At 61.3% G+C, this 15,565-nt stretch carries 17 protein-coding genes and 1 pseudogene; 10 read left to right on the top strand and 8 right to left on the bottom strand.

The features are described from left to right. The 3 genes and pseudogenes from fusA to selD form a co-directional block, all read left to right on the top strand. Positions 1 to 706 (top strand): annotated as a pseudogene (gene fusA / locus F8J34_RS06835) (elongation factor G); the annotation flags it as partial. Continuing rightward, complete coding sequence (locus F8J34_RS06830) at positions 706 to 1,194, top strand: MogA/MoaB family molybdenum cofactor biosynthesis protein (RefSeq protein WP_297057518.1); 489 nt, start codon at positions 706 to 708, stop codon at positions 1,192 to 1,194. The pseudogene fusA and the gene F8J34_RS06830, both read left to right, overlap by 1 nt. Next, on the top strand, positions 1,181 to 2,227 hold the full coding sequence (gene selD, locus F8J34_RS06825; protein ID WP_297057515.1) for a selenide, water dikinase SelD: 1,047 nt from the start codon (positions 1,181 to 1,183) through the stop codon (positions 2,225 to 2,227). The genes F8J34_RS06830 and selD overlap by 14 nt, the downstream gene beginning before the upstream one ends. Before the next feature lie 4 nt (positions 2,228 to 2,231). Here selD and F8J34_RS06820 read toward each other — a convergent pair whose 3' ends face one another. Together F8J34_RS06820 and F8J34_RS06815 are read right to left on the bottom strand one after the other, a co-directional pair. Then, a complete protein-coding gene (locus tag F8J34_RS06820; protein WP_297057512.1) occupies positions 2,232 to 2,714 on the bottom strand; it encodes a TlpA disulfide reductase family protein in 483 nt (160 codons plus the stop codon). A gap of 2 nt (positions 2,715 to 2,716) precedes the next feature. After that, a complete protein-coding gene (locus F8J34_RS06815; RefSeq protein WP_297057511.1) occupies positions 2,717 to 3,427 on the bottom strand; it encodes a creatininase family protein in 711 nt (236 codons plus the stop codon). A 112-nt stretch (positions 3,428 to 3,539) separates the two neighbouring features. Between F8J34_RS06815 and miaB the strand changes: the two genes are divergently transcribed. From miaB to F8J34_RS06795, 4 genes are read left to right on the top strand one after another with little or no spacing between them, the layout of a single operon-like run. Further along, the gene (gene miaB, locus F8J34_RS06810; protein WP_297057508.1) at positions 3,540 to 4,877 is read left to right on the top strand and encodes a tRNA (N6-isopentenyl adenosine(37)-C2)-methylthiotransferase MiaB; all 1,338 of its coding nucleotides are present in this window, start codon (positions 3,540 to 3,542) and stop codon (positions 4,875 to 4,877) included. 10 nt (positions 4,878 to 4,887) lie between these two features. Next, positions 4,888 to 5,403 carry a bifunctional nuclease family protein gene (locus F8J34_RS06805; RefSeq protein WP_297057505.1) on the top strand — a complete coding sequence of 172 codons (516 nt, stop codon included), beginning with the start codon at positions 4,888 to 4,890 and terminating at the stop codon, positions 5,401 to 5,403. Next, a complete protein-coding gene (locus F8J34_RS06800; protein WP_297057503.1) occupies positions 5,403 to 6,050 on the top strand; it encodes a histidinol phosphate phosphatase domain-containing protein in 648 nt (215 codons plus the stop codon). The genes F8J34_RS06805 and F8J34_RS06800 overlap by 1 nt, the downstream gene beginning before the upstream one ends. Continuing rightward, entirely contained in the window at positions 6,040 to 6,465 is a 426-nt protein-coding gene (locus F8J34_RS06795) for a hypothetical protein (RefSeq protein WP_297057500.1), read from the top strand. The genes F8J34_RS06800 and F8J34_RS06795 overlap by 11 nt, the downstream gene beginning before the upstream one ends. A 4-nt stretch (positions 6,466 to 6,469) precedes the next feature. Here the strand turns inward: F8J34_RS06795 and F8J34_RS06790 are convergent, their stop codons facing one another. Both F8J34_RS06790 and F8J34_RS06785 read right to left on the bottom strand, forming a co-directional pair. Then, a complete protein-coding gene (locus F8J34_RS06790) occupies positions 6,470 to 7,258 on the bottom strand; it encodes a sugar phosphate isomerase/epimerase family protein (protein WP_297057497.1) in 789 nt (262 codons plus the stop codon). Continuing rightward, positions 7,255 to 8,364, bottom strand: a complete 1,110-nt coding sequence (locus F8J34_RS06785; RefSeq protein WP_297057494.1) for a DegT/DnrJ/EryC1/StrS family aminotransferase — start codon at positions 8,362 to 8,364, stop codon at positions 7,255 to 7,257. Before F8J34_RS06785 ends, F8J34_RS06790 begins: the two co-directional genes overlap by 4 nt. A gap of 70 nt (positions 8,365 to 8,434) precedes the next feature. Between F8J34_RS06785 and F8J34_RS06780 the strand changes: the two genes are divergently transcribed. Genes F8J34_RS06780 through yajC form a run of 3 tightly spaced genes read left to right on the top strand, consistent with a single transcriptional unit; the run spans position 8,435 to position 10,962 of the window. Beyond that, positions 8,435 to 9,523, top strand: coding sequence for an SAM-dependent methyltransferase (locus F8J34_RS06780; protein WP_297057491.1), 1,089 nt, complete (start codon positions 8,435 to 8,437; stop codon positions 9,521 to 9,523). 6 nt (positions 9,524 to 9,529) lie between these two features. Further along, on the top strand, positions 9,530 to 10,660 hold the full coding sequence (gene tgt / locus F8J34_RS06775; RefSeq protein WP_297057489.1) for a tRNA guanosine(34) transglycosylase Tgt: 1,131 nt from the start codon (positions 9,530 to 9,532) through the stop codon (positions 10,658 to 10,660). Next, the gene (gene yajC / locus F8J34_RS06770; protein WP_297057487.1) at positions 10,648 to 10,962 is read left to right on the top strand and encodes a preprotein translocase subunit YajC; all 315 of its coding nucleotides are present in this window, start codon (positions 10,648 to 10,650) and stop codon (positions 10,960 to 10,962) included. The genes tgt and yajC overlap by 13 nt, the downstream gene beginning before the upstream one ends. Here the strand turns inward: yajC and trmFO are convergent. The 4 genes from trmFO to F8J34_RS06750 all read right to left on the bottom strand — a co-directional run. Further along, entirely contained in the window at positions 10,959 to 12,290 is a 1,332-nt protein-coding gene (trmFO, locus tag F8J34_RS06765; protein WP_297057486.1) for a methylenetetrahydrofolate--tRNA-(uracil(54)-C(5))-methyltransferase (FADH(2)-oxidizing) TrmFO, read from the bottom strand. The genes yajC and trmFO overlap by 4 nt on opposite strands. Further along, positions 12,283 to 13,740 (bottom strand): gamma-glutamyltransferase, encoded by a 1,458-nt coding sequence (locus F8J34_RS06760; RefSeq protein WP_297057482.1) that lies wholly within the window; start codon positions 13,738 to 13,740, stop codon positions 12,283 to 12,285. Before F8J34_RS06760 ends, trmFO begins: the two co-directional genes overlap by 8 nt. Further along, complete coding sequence (locus tag F8J34_RS06755; protein WP_297057479.1) at positions 13,737 to 14,843, bottom strand: YbdK family carboxylate-amine ligase; 1,107 nt, start codon at positions 14,841 to 14,843, stop codon at positions 13,737 to 13,739. Before F8J34_RS06755 ends, F8J34_RS06760 begins: the two co-directional genes overlap by 4 nt. Next, positions 14,830 to 15,565 (bottom strand): amidohydrolase (locus tag F8J34_RS06750; protein WP_297057476.1); only part of this gene is annotated, 736 nt, incomplete at its 5' end. The genes F8J34_RS06755 and F8J34_RS06750, both read right to left, overlap by 14 nt.

Here is a 15,565-nt window from a genome sequence, read left to right as displayed (position 1 = left end):
GGAGAAACTGCGCGAGCGTTACGGAGTCAAGGCCCGGATGGATCTTCCCCACATCCCCTACCGGGAGACCATCCGCAAACCCGCCCAGGGGGTCATCTATCGCCACAAAAAACAGACCGGCGGACGGGGGCAGTTTGCCGAGGTGCACTTCCATGTCTTTCCCCTCCCCCGGGGCCAGGGGTTTGAGTTCCTAGAGACCCTCACCGGAATGAACGTCCCCCGCAACTTCGTCCCGGCGGTGGAAAAGGGGGTGCGGGAGGCCATGGAAAAGGGACCTCTGGCCGGATACCCGGTGGTGGATGTCAAAGTGCAGTTCTATGACGGCAAGTCTCACGAGGTGGATTCCTCGGACATGGCCTTCAAGATCGCGGCCTTTCATTGCTTTAAAAAGGCCCTGGAACAGTGCGAGCCCGTGCTGCTTGAGCCCATCATGGAGCTGGAGATAAAGGTCCCGGAGGAAAACATGGGGGACGTGATCGGGGACATCAATGCCCGGCGGGGGAGGGTCCTGGGTATGGAGGCCCGGGACCGGATGCAGCTCATCCGGGCCCAGGCCCCGCTCTCCGAACTCTTGCGTTATGCCCTGGATCTTAATAGTATTACCGGAGGTCGGGGAACCTTCCGGATGCGGTTCTCTCATTACGAGGAGGTTCCTCCTCCTATAGCGCAGAGGGTCATTGAAACCGCCAGGGCCGATCAGGGTTGATGAAGGCCGGAGTACTGAGCATAAGCGACCGCGGGGCTCGCGGGGAAAGGGAGGATCTCTCCGGAAAGATCCTGCAGGAAAGACTCCGGTCCGCGGGCTTTGAGGTCTCCTGTTACCGGGTGATCCCCGATTCCTACGAGGAGATTCTGGCCTTACTGGTGGACTGGTCCGATCGAGAAGGGCTGGATCTTGTCCTCACCACCGGAGGGACCGGGCTATCCCCCCGCGATGTAACCCCGGAGGCCACCCGGGCGGCGGTGGAGAAGGAGATCCCCGGGCTGGCCGAGGCCCTGCGGTTTCACGGGAGCAAATACACCCCCAGGGCCGTGCTCTCGCGGGGAATAGCCGGGATCCGCGGACGGACCCTCATTATCAACCTTCCCGGCAGTCCCAGGGCGGTGGAGGAGGCCTGGGAGGTCCTCTCCCCGGTTCTTAAACACGCCATAGAAAAGATCCAGGGTTCGGAGGAGGAATGTGGCCGAGGTTAAGCTTACCCGCATGGTAAAGGCCGCCGGCTGAGCGGCCAAACTTCCGCCGGCGGAGCTGGCGGAAATCCTGAGCCGGTTGAACCTTCCCCGCACTCCGGAACTCCTTCTGGGGGTGGAGCACGGCTCGGATGCGGCCATCTATCGCCTGAGCGAAGACCTGGCCCTGGCCTTCAGTGTGGACTTCTTCACCCCGGTGGTGGACGACCCCTATCTTTTCGGTCAGATCGCCGCAGCCAACTCCCTTTCGGATCTCTATGCCATGGGGGCTCGCCCCCTTCTGGCCCTGAACATCGTGGGTTTTCCCAAAAAGGGCCTGGATCTTTCCCTCCTTCAGCAGGTCCTCCAGGGCGGAGCTGACAAGGTGGCCGAAGCCGGGGCCGCCCTCGGCGGAGGACATAGTATAGACGACCCGGAGATCAAGTATGGCCTGTGTGTGGCGGGTCTGGTGCATCCGGAAAGGTTCGTCTCCAATCGGGGTGCCCGTCCCGGAGACCGGCTCTTTCTCACCAAACCCCTGGGGACGGGTATCCTTACCACCGCTCTCAAAGGAGGGATGCTCTCTCCGGAGGACCCGGCCTACGAGCATCTGATAAGGACCATGGCCTCGCTCAATCGAGGGGCCTCGGAGGCCATGATGGAGACAGGGGTACATGCCGCCACGGATATCACCGGGTTCGGCCTCCTGGGACACGCCCTGGAGATGGCCGAGGCCAGCGGGGCAACCCTGGTCTTCCGGGCCTCGAGCATCCCGGTACTCCCCCGGGCCGAGGAGTTTCTCAAACTGGGATTCTCCCCGGAGGGAGATTTTGCCAACCAGAGCTTCTGCATGAAAAAGGTGCGCGTGCATTCCGGGGTGGATCCGGTAAGGCTGGCCCTTCTATATGACGCCCAGACCTCAGGCGGACTCCTCATCGCCGTGGCCCCGGAAAAGGCCCGAGAGTTACAGCATCGCCTGCTGGAAAAGGGGGTGTTCGAGGCCGCCGAGGTGGGAGAGGTCCGGGCCGGGGAAGCGGCTATCGAGATCTATCCCTGAGCCCTTACTTTCCCAGATACTCCCGGACCTTTTTCTCCAGATACTTTTCCCCGGCATACCCCACCAGGCGTTTTACCACCTGTCCCTTGCGATCGATGATAAAGGTGGTGGGAGTGATGTAGATGTTGCCGAAGGCGCGCATGATCTCCTCGCTGGCCAGACCCACGGGATAGGTGATCCCCTTGGCCTCCACAATTTGAGGCAGAAGCGGGGCGGCTTCGGTATCGGTCATCAGGCTCACTATCACCAGACCATCGTTCTTGTATTTGCGATAAAGCTTGGCCAGCTCCTTGAGCTCCACCATGCAGGGGGGGCAGTGACTGGCAAAGAAATTGACGATCACCACCCGCCCGCGGAAATCCGAAAGACGATATTCCTTGCCGTCAAGCCCGGCGAACTTTATCTCTGGGGCCTTTTTGGGATAGGAAAACCCCATGGACCAGAGGAAGACCAGACTCAACAGCAGGAACGGAAGCGTTTTCCGCATGCTCAAACCTCCTCCAGATTCTTCACCAGACATTTTAATCCCCGGGCCAGAGAGAGAGCAAGGTCCCGTCCCTTTTCCGGACTGGCCTTGGCCGGGTCTCCCCATACCCCTCCGGGCCAGTAAGGGCGTTTCCTCGCCACCAGTATATGTTTGGGAAAACGGGGATACTCGGCCGGAGCGGTACCCTTCACCAGATGGGGATAAAAGTGCTGGATAAGGGAGGTCTCCCATTCTCCGGCGTGGGCATCGTTCGGGGTCTCTACCAGATCCGCGGCGGCCTCGCGCAGGAGATCCAGGATGGAGGCCACGGCTATGCGTACCTCCGGGTGGCGGCTCAGAAATTCCTCGGCGGCATCCAGGATAAAGGCCATGTGGGTGCCGCCGGCGTGTCCGGAGACCAGGAGAAAACGCCGAAACCCCTGCCGATAAAAGGAGGTCAGGAGATCCAGGACCAGGGCCCGCAGGGTCTCGCCGCGCAGGGATAGGGTCCCGGGATGATCCGAGGTGCTGCGACAGAGACCGTAATAGACCGGCGGGGCCACCAGCAGGGGGATCTCCCGGGCCGCAAGCTCCGCAACCCCATAGATGGTGTAAACATCCGTGGCCAGGGGAAGGTGGGGGCCGTGTTCCTCCACCGAACCGAAGGGGATGAGCACCGGGGTCTCCCGGGGGAGGGTTTCCAGCTCGGCAGAGGTAAGATGTTCCATCAGCATGGTCCGCACCTTCCGTGGGAATTTAGAGCGCAGCTTAATCCCCGGGCGAGATTCTGACAACGGTAAGACGGGCCTGCAAGGTCCGGGGTTAGGGATTAAAATATGCTGGGTTATGAAGAAGGTTTATCTGCGTACCTTCGGCTGCCAGATGAACGAATACGATTCGGAGCGCCTTCTGGCGCTTCTTGCGGGGGAATATGTACCCTGTCAGGCCCCGGAGGAGGCGGATCTCATCCTGATCAATACCTGCTCGGTGCGTCGTAAGGCCGAGGAAAAGGTCTATAGTATGGCCGGGCGTTTCAAGCATCTTAAGGCCCGTCGCCCGGAGATCATCATCGGGATCTGCGGCTGTGTGGCTCAGCAGGAAGGGGAACGTCTCCTCAAACGCTTCCCCCATCTGGACCTGGTGCTCGGGCCCCAGAACATCTACCGGATCCGCGAGATCCTGGAAGAAATCGAGCGCACCCGAAGGCCTCAGGTCCGGGTGGAAATGGAGTCCAGGTTCCGGCCCCCGGTGGTGGTCCCCTCTCTGGATGGAAAACGTCCCATAAAGGCCCAGGTCACCATCATGCAGGGCTGCGACAACTTCTGTTCCTACTGCGTGGTTCCCTATGTTCGGGGCCGGGAGATCAGCCGTCCTCCGGAGGACATCCTGCGCGAAATCGAATGTCTGGTCCGGCAGGGGGTGCGGGAGGTTACCCTTCTGGGACAGAACGTAAATTCCTACGGCAAAAAGGAAAAGGGGTTCCCCTCTTTCGCCGAACTCCTCCGGATGGTGGCGGAAATTCCCGATCTCTGGCGCATTCGTTTCACCACCAGTCATCCCCGGGATCTATCCGAGGACCTCATGCGGGCCTTTGCGGAGGTGGAAAAACTCTGCGAGCACCTGCATCTTCCGGTACAGTCCGGTTCGGATCGGATCCTCAAGCGCATGAATCGAGGCTACACCCGGGAGGAATACCTGGGAAAGATCCGCAGGTTGCGGGAAATCTGTCCGGAGATTGCCCTTACCACGGACATCATCGTGGGTTTCCCCGGAGAAACCGAGGAGGACTTTGCGGAAACCCTCTCCCTTCTGGAAGAGGTCCGCTATGACGAGATCTTTTCCTTCAAGTATTCGGATCGCCCTTACGCCCGGGCCCGGGAATTCCCGGAGAAGATTCCTGAGGAGGTCAAGGCCGAGCGCCTAAGCCGGGTGCATGCCCTCCAGGCACGCATTACCGAGGAGATCAACCGTAGTTATATCGGTCGGGAGGTGGAGGTTCTGGTGGAGGGCCCCAGCGAGACCCGTCCGGAGCTCTGGACCGGGCGCACCCGCACCAATCACGTGGTGAATTTCTCCGCCCCGGCGGGTCTGGATTTGAAAGGGGCCCTGGTTTATGTTTTTATTAAAGATACCGGCAAACACTCCCTGCGGGGGGAATATCGCCGCACAATCCAAGGCCCATGAGGAGGCCAAAATGAAAGTAAAGATGAGGATCCAGGCTGTGGCCATGGATCCGGTTACCAACAGTCCGGTGATGATCCTCCAGGAAGAGGAGGGAGAAAGGGGGCTTCCCATCTGGATCGGGATCCTTGAGGCCACAGCCATTGCCAGCAAACTGGAAAACATAGAGTTTCCCCGTCCCATGACTCATGACCTGATGAAGAACATCCTGGATCGCCTACAGGTGCGGGTACCCCGGGTGGAGATCTGTGACCTGCGCGATAATACCTACTACGCCCTGATCACCCTGGATCTCGGGGGGAAGGAGATCCAGATCGACGCCCGTCCCAGCGATGCGGTGGCCCTGGCCCTGCGCACCGGGGCGGAGATCTACGTGTACGAAGAGGTGCTGGCCAAAAGCCAGGCCCTGGCTGAGGAGGCCCAGAAAAAGGCCGAGGAGGCTACCGCTGCCACCTCGGAAACCAACCGGGAAAAGCTCAAGGACCTTCTGGAGCGTCTGGATCCCCAGGCCTTCAAGTACAAGATGTAATGTTCGACCTCCACTGTCATTCCCTTTTCAGCGACGGGGAACTCCTTCCGGCCGAACTTCTGCGGCGGGTAGGGGTAATGGGGTATGAGGCCGTGGCCATCACCGACCATGCCGACAGTTCCAATATGGACTTCATTCTTCCTCGCCTTATCCGGGTGGCCGGGGACCTCAATGTTCATTCCTCCTGCCGCCTGATCCCGGGGATCGAGATCACCCACGTGCCCCCTCCCCTGATTCCGGAGCTGGTGAAACGGGCCCGGGAGCTGGGGGCCCAGATCGTGGTGGTACACGGGGAGACGCCGGTGGAACCAGTGGCCCCGGGCACCAACCGGATGGCCATCGAGGCCGGGGCGGATATCCTGGCCCATCCCGGCCTCATCAGCGAGGAGGAGGTCAGGCTGGCTGCGGAAAAGGGGATCTTCCTCGAACTTTCCGGACGCAAAGGCCATTCATTGACCAACGGTCATGTGGCCCGTCTGGCCCGCAGATTCGGAGCCCCCCTGATCATCAACTCCGATGCCCACGCCCCCGGAGATTTCATGAGCGCCGAACAGGCCTTTCTGGTAGGGAGAGGTGCCGGGCTTTCCGAGGAGGAGGTCCGGGAAATCTACCGCCGGGCCCGGGAGCGTTTCCTCCATGCAACTTAGGGAGATCTTCCTGCGGGCGGGTTATCCTCCCACCACTCTCAAAGACCCGCCGGCGGTGGTGCTGAACCTGGGTTTGGCCCCGGAAAGGGTGCAGGCCGATCTCCTGGTCACCGACGGGAAAAGGCCCCTTCTGGTCGCGGACTATGCGCCCGGAGCGGTCCGATCCCGTACCCGGGGGCTGGTGGCCTATGCCCGTCTGGCCTTTCCCGAGGGGCCCCCGCCTCTGGTCCTTCAAACCAACGGCCGGGATTTCGTGCTGGTGGAAACGGAAAAGGCTCGGGAAATCGCCTACGGCGGTCCGGAAGTAATCCCTTCCTATGAGGCCCTTCTTTCCCGATCCTCTCCGGCCCCGGTGGATTCGCGACGCCGGAAAATCGAGGAAAAGATCCTCTTCATCCACTCCACCGGGGGCTGACCGCCTAGGAGGCAGGCTGGAGCCTGCCCAGAAGCTCCCGCAGGTAACGGAGACTGGGGGCCACCGCCTCCTCGGCGTGAGCCTCCAGGGTAAGCACCGGGGCCAGCCCCCGGTCATACACAAAACCCAGGATCTCCGGGAAGGGAATGGTCCCCTCCCCCAGGGCCAGGTGCTCGTCCCAGTCCCCGCGATTGTCATGAAGATGGATCTCGGAAAGATAGGGATAGAGCCGGGGTAACCACTCCTTCCAGTGGGTGCGGGCAAAGGCCTGGGCGTGTCCGGGGTCGAAACACCAGGTAAGTCCGGGATGGGCCTCAAACAGGGGAAGCAGCACCTCGGCCGAGGGTTCAAATACGTTCTCCAGGGCCAGGGTAAGCCCCAGCTCTCCGGCCTCGGCCAGGAGGATCTCCAGGGATCGGTGCAGGCGCTCCTGCCATCGGGGGACCTGTTCGCGATGATAACCGGGATGGTATCCGCTGTGAAACACCACCGTCCGGGGATCGAAAAGGAGGGCTATCCGCAGGGCCTCACGCAAACGCCGCACACTGGCCTCCCGCACCAGAGAATCCAGGGCCCCGGGCGAGAGATCACAGAAAGGGGCATGGACGTTACACCGCACCCCGGCCTGGTGCAACTCCTCGGCTACCCGACGGAAATCCTCAAAACGATAGGTATCCAGGGCCTCCCGGTCCAGAGAGACCTCCACCCAGATCCCCTTCTCCCGCACCCGCGGAAGATATTTTTGCACCAGAAGATCAAAGGGGATGGAGACAAAGATCTGCGGCTCCCTCATCGCCGATAGAACTCCTTTAGATTGTCCACGATGTATCGAATCTCCTCCTCCTTAAGATAGGGATGCATGGGAAGACTCAGGACCTCCCGGGCGGCTCTTTCGGTTTCGGGAAGGGAGCCCGGAGGAAAGCCCAGCTCCCGGAAGACCGGTTGAAGGTGCAGGGGAAGAGGGTAATAGACCGCGGTGGGAATGCCCTTTTCCGCCAGCCACTTACGCAGCTCGTCCCGGGCCTTGACCCGCACCGTGAACTGGGCCCAGGAGGAGGTAAAACCTTCGGGAATATGGGGGGGAACGACCTCCGGCACCCCGGAGAGAAGCTCGCGATAAAGATCCGCCACCCTCTGTCGGAGGCGAATTTCCTCCCGGAGATAGCGAAGTTTGACCCGAAGGATGGCCGCCTGAATCTCGTCCAGGCGACCGTTTATCCCGGCCCATTCATAGTAATAGGGACGGGTCTGACCGTGGACCCGCAGGGCCCGGATACGTTCGGCAAGGCTCACCTCCCGGGTAAAGACCATTCCTCCGTCCCCGGCCCCTCCCAGGGGTTTGGAGGGAAAAAAGGAGGTGGCTGCGGCCTGACCGAAACTCCCGGAGGCCCTTCCCTCAAGCTTTGCCCCCAGAGACTGACAGGCATCCTCGATGAGGACCACCCCGTATTCCTCACACAGGGGTTCTAGGGCCCGGAAGTCCGCCGGAAGTCCGAAAAGACTTACCGCTATCACCGCCGAGACCCTCCCCTTAAGTCTCTCCAGGGCCTCCTTTACCGCCGGCGGGGAAAGATTATAGGTAAGGGGATCGATATCCACAAAATAAGGTTTCAGGCCGGCCCGGAAGACCACCTCCGCCGTGGCCACGAAGGTGAAGGAGGGGACCAGGACCAGGGAGCCGGAGGGAAGTTCCAGGGCCCTGAGGATGAGGTAGAGGGCGTCGGTGCCGGAGGAGACCCCCACGGCCCGGGGAACCCCGACGAAGCGAGCCAGTTCCTCCTCCAGGGCTTCCACCTCCGGCCCCAGAACATAGCGGGTGCTGCGGAGGACGCGCAATACCGCCTCCTCGATCTCCCTTCCGTAACGCCGGTATCCCCTGCTCAGATCTATGAAACGCACGCCCTGAACATAACACCCTTTTGCCCTTCGGAAAACCGGAAAAGTTTTCCAACGGGGTTATAATGAACCCATGCTCCTGGAACTTCTGGAGGCGGAATCTCCCCTTACCTTCGCCCGATATATGGAACTCTGTCTCTATCACCCGCGCTACGGATATTATGCCCGCGGGCCGCGGCTGGGACGCTCCGGAGACTACTTCACCTCTCCCACGGTCCACCGGGTCTTCGGAGCCACGGTAGCGGTGCAGATCCTGGAGATATATCATCTCCTGGGGGAACCCCCGGACTTCACCCTGGTGGAGATAGGAGCCGGAGAGGGCTACCTGGCCCTGGACGTCCTCTCCTATCTTTCCCTCAAGGGGCTCTCCTTTCCCTATCTCCTGGTGGAACCCCTGCCCAACCTTCGGGCCCTGCAGGAGGAGACCCTCCAGCCCTTCGCCGGACAGGTACGCTGGTTGACCTCTCTTTCCGAGCTTTCGCCCTTTAACGGGGTAGTGCTGGCCAACGAACTTTTCGACAGCCTGCCGGTGCATCTCCTGGAGAAGACCTCCGAGGATATAAAAGAGGTCTATGTCCGGGTGAGGAAGGGCCATATCGAGGAGGAACTTTCGGCCCTGAGCGATCCCCGGCTTTTGGAACGTGTCCTCCCCTACGCCCTTACCTGGCCCGAGGGATACCGGACCGAGGTGTGCCTGGAGCTGGAGTTCTTTTACAAGGAGCTTTCCAAGAAGATGATCTCCGGGGGCCTGATCATCTTCGATTACGGTTATCCCCGGGGGGACTACTATCATCCCTCCCGCACCCGGGGGACTCTTCTGGCCTACTGGAAACACCGGGTGGTGGACAATCCCTATCTACGGCCCGGGCATCAGGATCTCACCGCCCATGTGGATTTCACCGCCCTGCGGGAACTGGCGGAGCGGTACGGATTCCTCAATCTGGGGTTCACCCAGCAGGCCCCCTTCCTGGTTTCGCTGGGGGTGGAGAAGGTGCTGAACGAGGTCTCCGAAAACACGGTTCGGGATCGGGAGGCGCTGAAACTCCTCCTTCTTCCGGAGGGGCTGGGGTCCACTCACTGGGTCCTCCTTCAGGGACGCAATCTTCCCCCGGTCAGGTTACGCGGGTTCGGCTTAAGCAATCGCCTGCATCTGTTATATTAGGTGCCCATGGATACGCGCTTTCGGATCCTGGTCCGGGACGAACGCACCCGGGCCCGGGTGGGCCGTCTTCTTACCCGGCGAGGGGTGGTGGAAACCCCGGTCTTCATGCCTGTGGCCACCGCGGCCAGCGTGAAGGCCGTGCCTCCGGAGGTGGTGGCCGGATTATCCGCCCGGATCCTCCTGGCCAATACCTATCACCTCTACCTGCGTCCGGGGCCGGAGGTCATCCGGCGCTCCGGGGGGTTGCACCGGTTCATGAACTGGCCCCGGGCCATCCTCACCGATAGCGGCGGGTTCCAGGTGTATAGCCTTTCCCGCTTCCGGAAGATAGAAGAAAACGGGGTCCGCTTCCGCTCCCATCTGGACGGATCGGAACATCTCCTTACCCCGGAGAAATCCCTGGCCATCCAGGCGGATCTGAACTCCGATATCCGCATGGTCCTGGATGTGTGTATCCCCTACCCTTCATCCCGGGAGGAGACCCGGGAGTTGACCCGCTTAACCCATCTCTGGGCCGAGAGATCGCGGGCTTACTGGCGCAAGCACTCCCAACCGGAGGTTCTCCTCTTCGGAATCGTTCAAGGAGGAATGTTTGCGGATCTGCGCCAGGAAAGCGCCCGCACCCTGGTCTCCATGGACTTCGATGGTTACGCCATAGGGGGGCTTTCGGTCGGGGAACCCAAGGAGTTGATGCTGGAGATGCTCGAGGCCTCGGTGGAGGTCCTTCCCGAGGATCGGCCCCGTTATCTCATGGGGGTGGGTAAACCCGAAGATATTTTAGAGGCCGTGGCCCGGGGGGTGGATATGTTCGATTGCGTGCTTCCCACCCGCAACGCCCGCCGGGGTACGGTTTTCACCTCCCGGGGCACCTTTCACATCCGCAACGCCATTTTTAAGGAAGACTTCCGCCCTCTGGACCCGGAATGCACCTGCTACACCTGCCGCCATTTCAGCCGGGCCTATTTGCGTCATCTCTTCCATTCCGGAGAACTTCTGATATACTTTCTGCTCACCGTACACAATCTCCATTTTTATCTGCGTTTTATGGAGGAAATTCGCCAGGCCATACGCGAAAGGCGTCTGGAAGAGTTCAGAAAAAACTTTTACCAGCAGAAGGAGGACACATGTGGGAGGTAGTTTACGCCATGGGAGGCCCCCCGTCCCAAGGGGCCCAGGGAGGACCGGCCAGTCTCATCGCCACCTTTGTACCCCTCATCCTCATCTTCCTGGTGTTCTATTTTCTCCTCATCCGCCCCCAGCAGAAGCGGGCCCGGGAACACCAGCGTTTTGTGGATAGTCTGCACAGCGGGCAGAAGGTCATCACCGCCGGCGGACTTATCGGTCACGTGGTAAAGGTGGAGGGGGACGAGGTCCTTCTGGAGGTAGGCAAAGACATCCGGGTCCGGGTCCACAAGCAGTACATCTCCGGGCCGGCCTAGGCCTCGCCTATCTCCCGAAGCCATTTTTCCAGGGCCTGAAGGGCCCTTTCGGCCAGGAGACGGTATCGTTCTTTCTTGGGGAGTTTTCTTCTGCGGCCGGAGTCGGGGACCAGAGGGGGAAAAAGTCCCCAGTTGATATTCATAGGCTGGAAATGGCGGGGGTCCGCCTCCATGAGATAGCGGATGAGGGCCCCGTGGGCGGTCTCCGGCGGGGGGACCACCGGGTCCAGCCCCCGAATCAATCGCGCGGCGTTCACGCCGGCGATAAGCCCCATGGCCGTGGATTCCACGTAACCCTCCACCCCGGTGATCTGGCCGGCCAGAAAGACCCGCTCGCAGGAACGGAGCTGAAGGGTGGGTTTCAGGACCCGGGGAGCACAGACAAAGGAATTCCGGTGGATGGAACCGTAACGGGCGAATTCCGCCTGTTCCAGCCCGGGGATTAACCGAAAGACCCGTTCCTGTTCCCGATATTTGAGTTTGGTCTGAAACCCCACCATATTGTAGAGGGTGCCCTCCCGGTTCTCCGGCCTCAGCTGGACCACGGCATAGGGTTCGCGCCCGGTGCGCGGATCGATCAACCCCTTCGGTTTCATGGGGCCGAAACGCAGGGTATCGCGTCCCCGTTCGGCCATTACCTCAATGGGCAGACACCCCTCAAAATACCGGGGTTCCTCGAAGTCCTTAAGCGGCACCTTCTCGGCCCGCAGAAGTTCCTCCACGAACCGTTCGTATTCCTCCCGGGTAAGGGGACAGTTCACATAGGCCCCCTCGCCTTTTCCGTACCGATCGGCCCGAAAGACCCGATCCCAGTCGATGGAATCGGCATAGACGATGGGGGCGATGGCGTCGTAGAAATGGAAATAATCCTCCCCGGTCAGGCGTTTCAGATCCTGCGCGAGGGCCTCGGAGGTGAGCGGCCCGGTGGCCACAATCACCAGGCCCTCCCGGGGTATCTGGCTGACCTCTTCCCGTACGATTTCCACCCGGGGGTGATCCTCCAGACGCCGGGTGACATAGGCGGCGAATAATTCCCGATCCACGGCCAGGGCCTTTCCGGCCGGGACCTCACTGGCCAGGGCCGCCTCCATGATCAGGGAACTGAGGCGCCGCATCTCCTCCTTGAGGAGCCCCACCGCGCTGGTAATCTCCCTGGAACGCAGGGAATTGGAACAGACCAGCTCGGCCAGTTTCCCGGTTCGGTGGGCCGGGGTGAGTTTGCGGGGCCGCATCTCGTAGAGACGGACCCTCACTCCTCGCCGGACCAGTTGCCAGGTGGCCTCGGACCCGGCCAATCCCCCGCCGATAACGGTCACCCTTTCAGGCATAGAGCACCACCCCGGCCCGCCGGGGATCCCCGGCCCCGGTAAGATCGTCCCGCACCAGGTGCACCCCGCCGAAATAAAGATCCTTCCTGGGCCAGAGATTTAGCGGCCTCACCCATTCCTTCAACCCCTCCGGAAACCCGGGTTCAGCCTGAAAGACCCCCTCCTCGAAATGGAGACGCGGGGCCTCCACCGCCGCCTCGGACGAAAGCCCGAAAAAGGAGAGGTGAAGAAGCACCTGAAGAAGGGCCGAACGAATCCTTTTACTTCCCCCGGAGCCCAAAACCCAGCGCGAACCTCCCACCTGAAGGAGGCTGGGGGCCATCATGGAGGGAATGCGTCGGCCCGGGGGATAGGAAAAGAACCCCCGGGGATGGAGGTCCTCCTCGCCCAGGATGTTGTTCAGGACCAGACCGGCCTCGGGAAAAAACATCCCGGCCCCCTCACCGAAGGTAAGGGTGATCCCGCAGAGATTCCCCTCCTCGTCCGCCACGCTGAGATGCGTGGTTCCAGCCGAGGCCCCCAGCCGGAGATACACCTCCTCGGGATGAAGCAGGATCTGTTCCCGAAGGCTATCCTGCCAGACCAGGGCCCGGGCCAGGGTTTCCAGGTGTTCCCGCCCCAGGTATTCTCCGCCGGAAAAATGTTCCTCAAAATACTTCCATCCCAGGGCCACCAGGCTCCCTCCGAAGGACGGGGGAGGATTGGTAAAAAGGATACCCCGGCTAGAAGCATATCTGAGGGGCCTTCGGATATAGACCCGATAATACCCCAGATCCTCGGGGGTAAGGAGCCCTCCCCGCTGCCTGAGCCAGGAACTCAGGTTCTGTCCCAGGGTGCCGGTATAAAGGTCCTCCACCGTGCGGGGAAAATCCTCCAGGAAATCGGCCAGAGCGGGATTGCGTATCCTCTCTCCGGGTTGAGGGGGGCGTCCCCGGGGGTAATAGAGGGCTTCGGCCACGGGGTCTTGCCGAAAGATGGGTTCCAGGATCCGGAAACAGGAAGCCTGGAGAGGGTCCACCTCCACCCCGTTGCGAGCCAGGGACACCGCCGGCCCCACCACCCGGGGCCAGGGAAGCCGGCCCAGGTCCTCCTTGAGTCTCTTGAGCCCCAGGGGGGTGCCGGGCACCGCCACCGAGGCCGCTCCGATAAAGAAATCCTGGGTGGAGGAGGTGAAGCGCAGGGTAATACGTCGAAAATCCGGCTTTTCCGGGAATCCGGAAAGGCCTAGCCCCGGTGCGGAGACAAAAAAATCATAGACTCGCAGCAGGGAATCCCGGGCCCGATAAACAATGGCGTATCCGCCTCCGGCCAGCCCGGTCAATCCGGCTTCGGCTATCCCGGCCGCCAGGGCCGCTCCCACGGCCGCATCAAAGGCGTTTCCTCCGGCCCGGAGGATCTCCACCCCGGCCCGGGCGGTGTCAATATTTCCGCAGGCCACCACCCCTTTCATCTCCAGAATTCCTCCCGCAGGACCTCAATCATCCTCCGGAAGTCCCGGGTCTCCAGATAGAGGTTTACCTGCCGGTGTGCGCTGGTGCCCCGTTCCGCCACCTCCTCCAGCGGAGCGATCTTCTCCCGTTCCCCGGTCTTCTCCAGACCACCGGCCCAGCGAAAGAGAAACTCCCGAAAGATCTCCCGGAAGGTATTACGCCGTTCGGTAACCGGATCCAGGAAAAAGCCGTCCAGACCGTGCCGGGCCGCCTGCCACTTGTTGTATCGCAGGATCTCCATGGGTACCTCCGGGGCCTCCTGGTCGCTTCCCAGGATGGTCGCGGCGAAGGCCCGGGCCAGAGCCGCCACGGCCAGGATCTCGCTGAATCTTCCGGGAAGATCACACACCCGAAGCTCAAGCGTCCCGAACAGGGGATGGGGACGCACGTCCCACCAGAGGTCCCGCGGCTGGAGGATGATGTCGTGGCGGAGAAGGAGGTTCACCAGGTCCTCGAATTCCCCGTAGGTCCTGAAATCGCGCGGATATCCGGCCAGAGGAAGGGCCTCGAAGAGTTTGCTCCGATAGGAATAGAACCCGGTAAACTCCCCTTCATAAAAGGGAGAGGAGGTAGTAAAGGCCAGGAAAAGGGGAAGATAAAGACGAAACCAGCGATAAACCCGCAGGCAGTCCTCGGCCGAGGGCATGCCCAGATGGATATGCAGCCCCTGGGAGATGAAACGGCGCCCCACGATCTGAAGCTCCTCCCGCAGGGATTCATATCGGGGGTCATCCCAGACCTTCTGTTCCGAGGCCCGGGAAAAGGGATGAAGACTGGCGGCATAAAGAAGGCACCCCTCCTCCCGGGCCAGGTCCTCCAGGCGACGCAGGGCCTTTCTCAGCCAGGCCTCGGCCTCGGAAACCGAGGCACACACCGGGGTAACGATCTCGATCATGGACCGAATAAACTCCGGTTTGACGTATTCCCGGAGCTCCGGGTCCCGCCGGGCCCGGCTCAGGATCCTGGGGCCGGCCGGGGCCAGGGAAAAGTCTTCCGGCTCCAGGATCTGAAACTCGATCTCTATCCCCAGGGTGAGGGGCTCGCTCTCCTTAAATCTCAGCATCTTCGGCCTCCTTCAGGGCGATATGCGCCACCTCAAAAAAGAAACGGGCCCCGATGGGAAGCACTCTCTCGTCGAAATCAAACCGGGGACTGTGGGCCGGGACATTCTCCAGCCCGGCCTTTCTGGCCCCGAAACGAACGAAACACCCGGGTACCTCCTGCAGATAAAAGGAAAAATCCTCTCCCCCCAGGCTGGGATGAGGCATCCTGGCCAGACCTTCCTCCCCCACCACCCTCCGGGCGGCCGCCCGGGCCATTTCCGTCTCCCGGGGAGTGTTGATCACCGGAGGATATCCCTCCAGGATCTCTATCCTGGCCTTTACCCGGTAGAGTTCTTCCATTCCCCGAACCATACGCTGCAGTCCCAGATGGATCCTCCGGCGGCTTTCGGCCTGAGTGGTCCTTATGGTTCCCTCCAGAACGGCCCTTTCGGCGATGACATTGTAGGCCGAACCGGCCCGAAAACGTCCCACGGTGATTACCGCCGGATAGGCCGGATTGATCTCCCTTGAAATCAGCGACTGGATGGCGGTTACCAGGTAGGCCCCGGCCACCACCGCATCCACCGCTTCGTGGGGCCAGGCGGCGTGCCCTCCCCTCCCGGAAAGTTCCACCACAAAGCGGTCGGTATAGGCACATATAAGCCCTTCGTTTACGGCTATCTCCCCCACCCGAAAGTGACGATCGATATGCCCTCCGAAGATACACTTCACCCCTTCCAGC

This window comes from Thermosulfurimonas sp., assembly GCF_015491435.1.
Classification (GTDB): Bacteria; Desulfobacterota; Thermodesulfobacteria; order Thermodesulfobacteriales; family Thermodesulfobacteriaceae; genus Thermosulfurimonas_A.
Note: the sequence above shows the minus strand (reverse complement) of the source record. Positions and strands in the feature narration are given on the sequence as shown.

What these genes read in the sequence shown, in the direction of transcription:
- F8J34_RS06830 (WP_297057518.1), top strand. Translation starts at nt 706, where the DNA reads ATGAAGGCCGGAGTACTGAGCATAAGCGACCGCGGGGCTCGCGGGGAA.
- F8J34_RS06820 (WP_297057512.1), bottom strand. Translation starts at nt 2,714, where the DNA reads ATGCGGAAAACGCTTCCGTTCCTGCTGTTGAGTCTGGTCTTCCTCTGG.
- F8J34_RS06815 (WP_297057511.1), bottom strand. Translation starts at nt 3,427, where the DNA reads ATGCTGATGGAACATCTTACCTCTGCCGAGCTGGAAACCCTCCCCCGG.
- miaB (WP_297057508.1), top strand. Translation starts at nt 3,540, where the DNA reads ATGAAGAAGGTTTATCTGCGTACCTTCGGCTGCCAGATGAACGAATAC.
- F8J34_RS06805 (WP_297057505.1), top strand. Translation starts at nt 4,888, where the DNA reads ATGAAAGTAAAGATGAGGATCCAGGCTGTGGCCATGGATCCGGTTACC.
- F8J34_RS06800 (WP_297057503.1), top strand. Translation starts at nt 5,403, where the DNA reads ATGTTCGACCTCCACTGTCATTCCCTTTTCAGCGACGGGGAACTCCTT.
- F8J34_RS06795 (WP_297057500.1), top strand. Translation starts at nt 6,040, where the DNA reads ATGCAACTTAGGGAGATCTTCCTGCGGGCGGGTTATCCTCCCACCACT.
- F8J34_RS06790 (WP_297057497.1), bottom strand. Translation starts at nt 7,258, where the DNA reads ATGAGGGAGCCGCAGATCTTTGTCTCCATCCCCTTTGATCTTCTGGTG.
- F8J34_RS06780 (WP_297057491.1), top strand. Translation starts at nt 8,435, where the DNA reads ATGCTCCTGGAACTTCTGGAGGCGGAATCTCCCCTTACCTTCGCCCGA.
- tgt (WP_297057489.1), top strand. Translation starts at nt 9,530, where the DNA reads ATGGATACGCGCTTTCGGATCCTGGTCCGGGACGAACGCACCCGGGCC.
- yajC (WP_297057487.1), top strand. Translation starts at nt 10,648, where the DNA reads ATGTGGGAGGTAGTTTACGCCATGGGAGGCCCCCCGTCCCAAGGGGCC.
- trmFO (WP_297057486.1), bottom strand. Translation starts at nt 12,290, where the DNA reads ATGCCTGAAAGGGTGACCGTTATCGGCGGGGGATTGGCCGGGTCCGAG.
- F8J34_RS06760 (WP_297057482.1), bottom strand. Translation starts at nt 13,740, where the DNA reads ATGAAAGGGGTGGTGGCCTGCGGAAATATTGACACCGCCCGGGCCGGG.
- F8J34_RS06755 (WP_297057479.1), bottom strand. Translation starts at nt 14,843, where the DNA reads ATGCTGAGATTTAAGGAGAGCGAGCCCCTCACCCTGGGGATAGAGATC.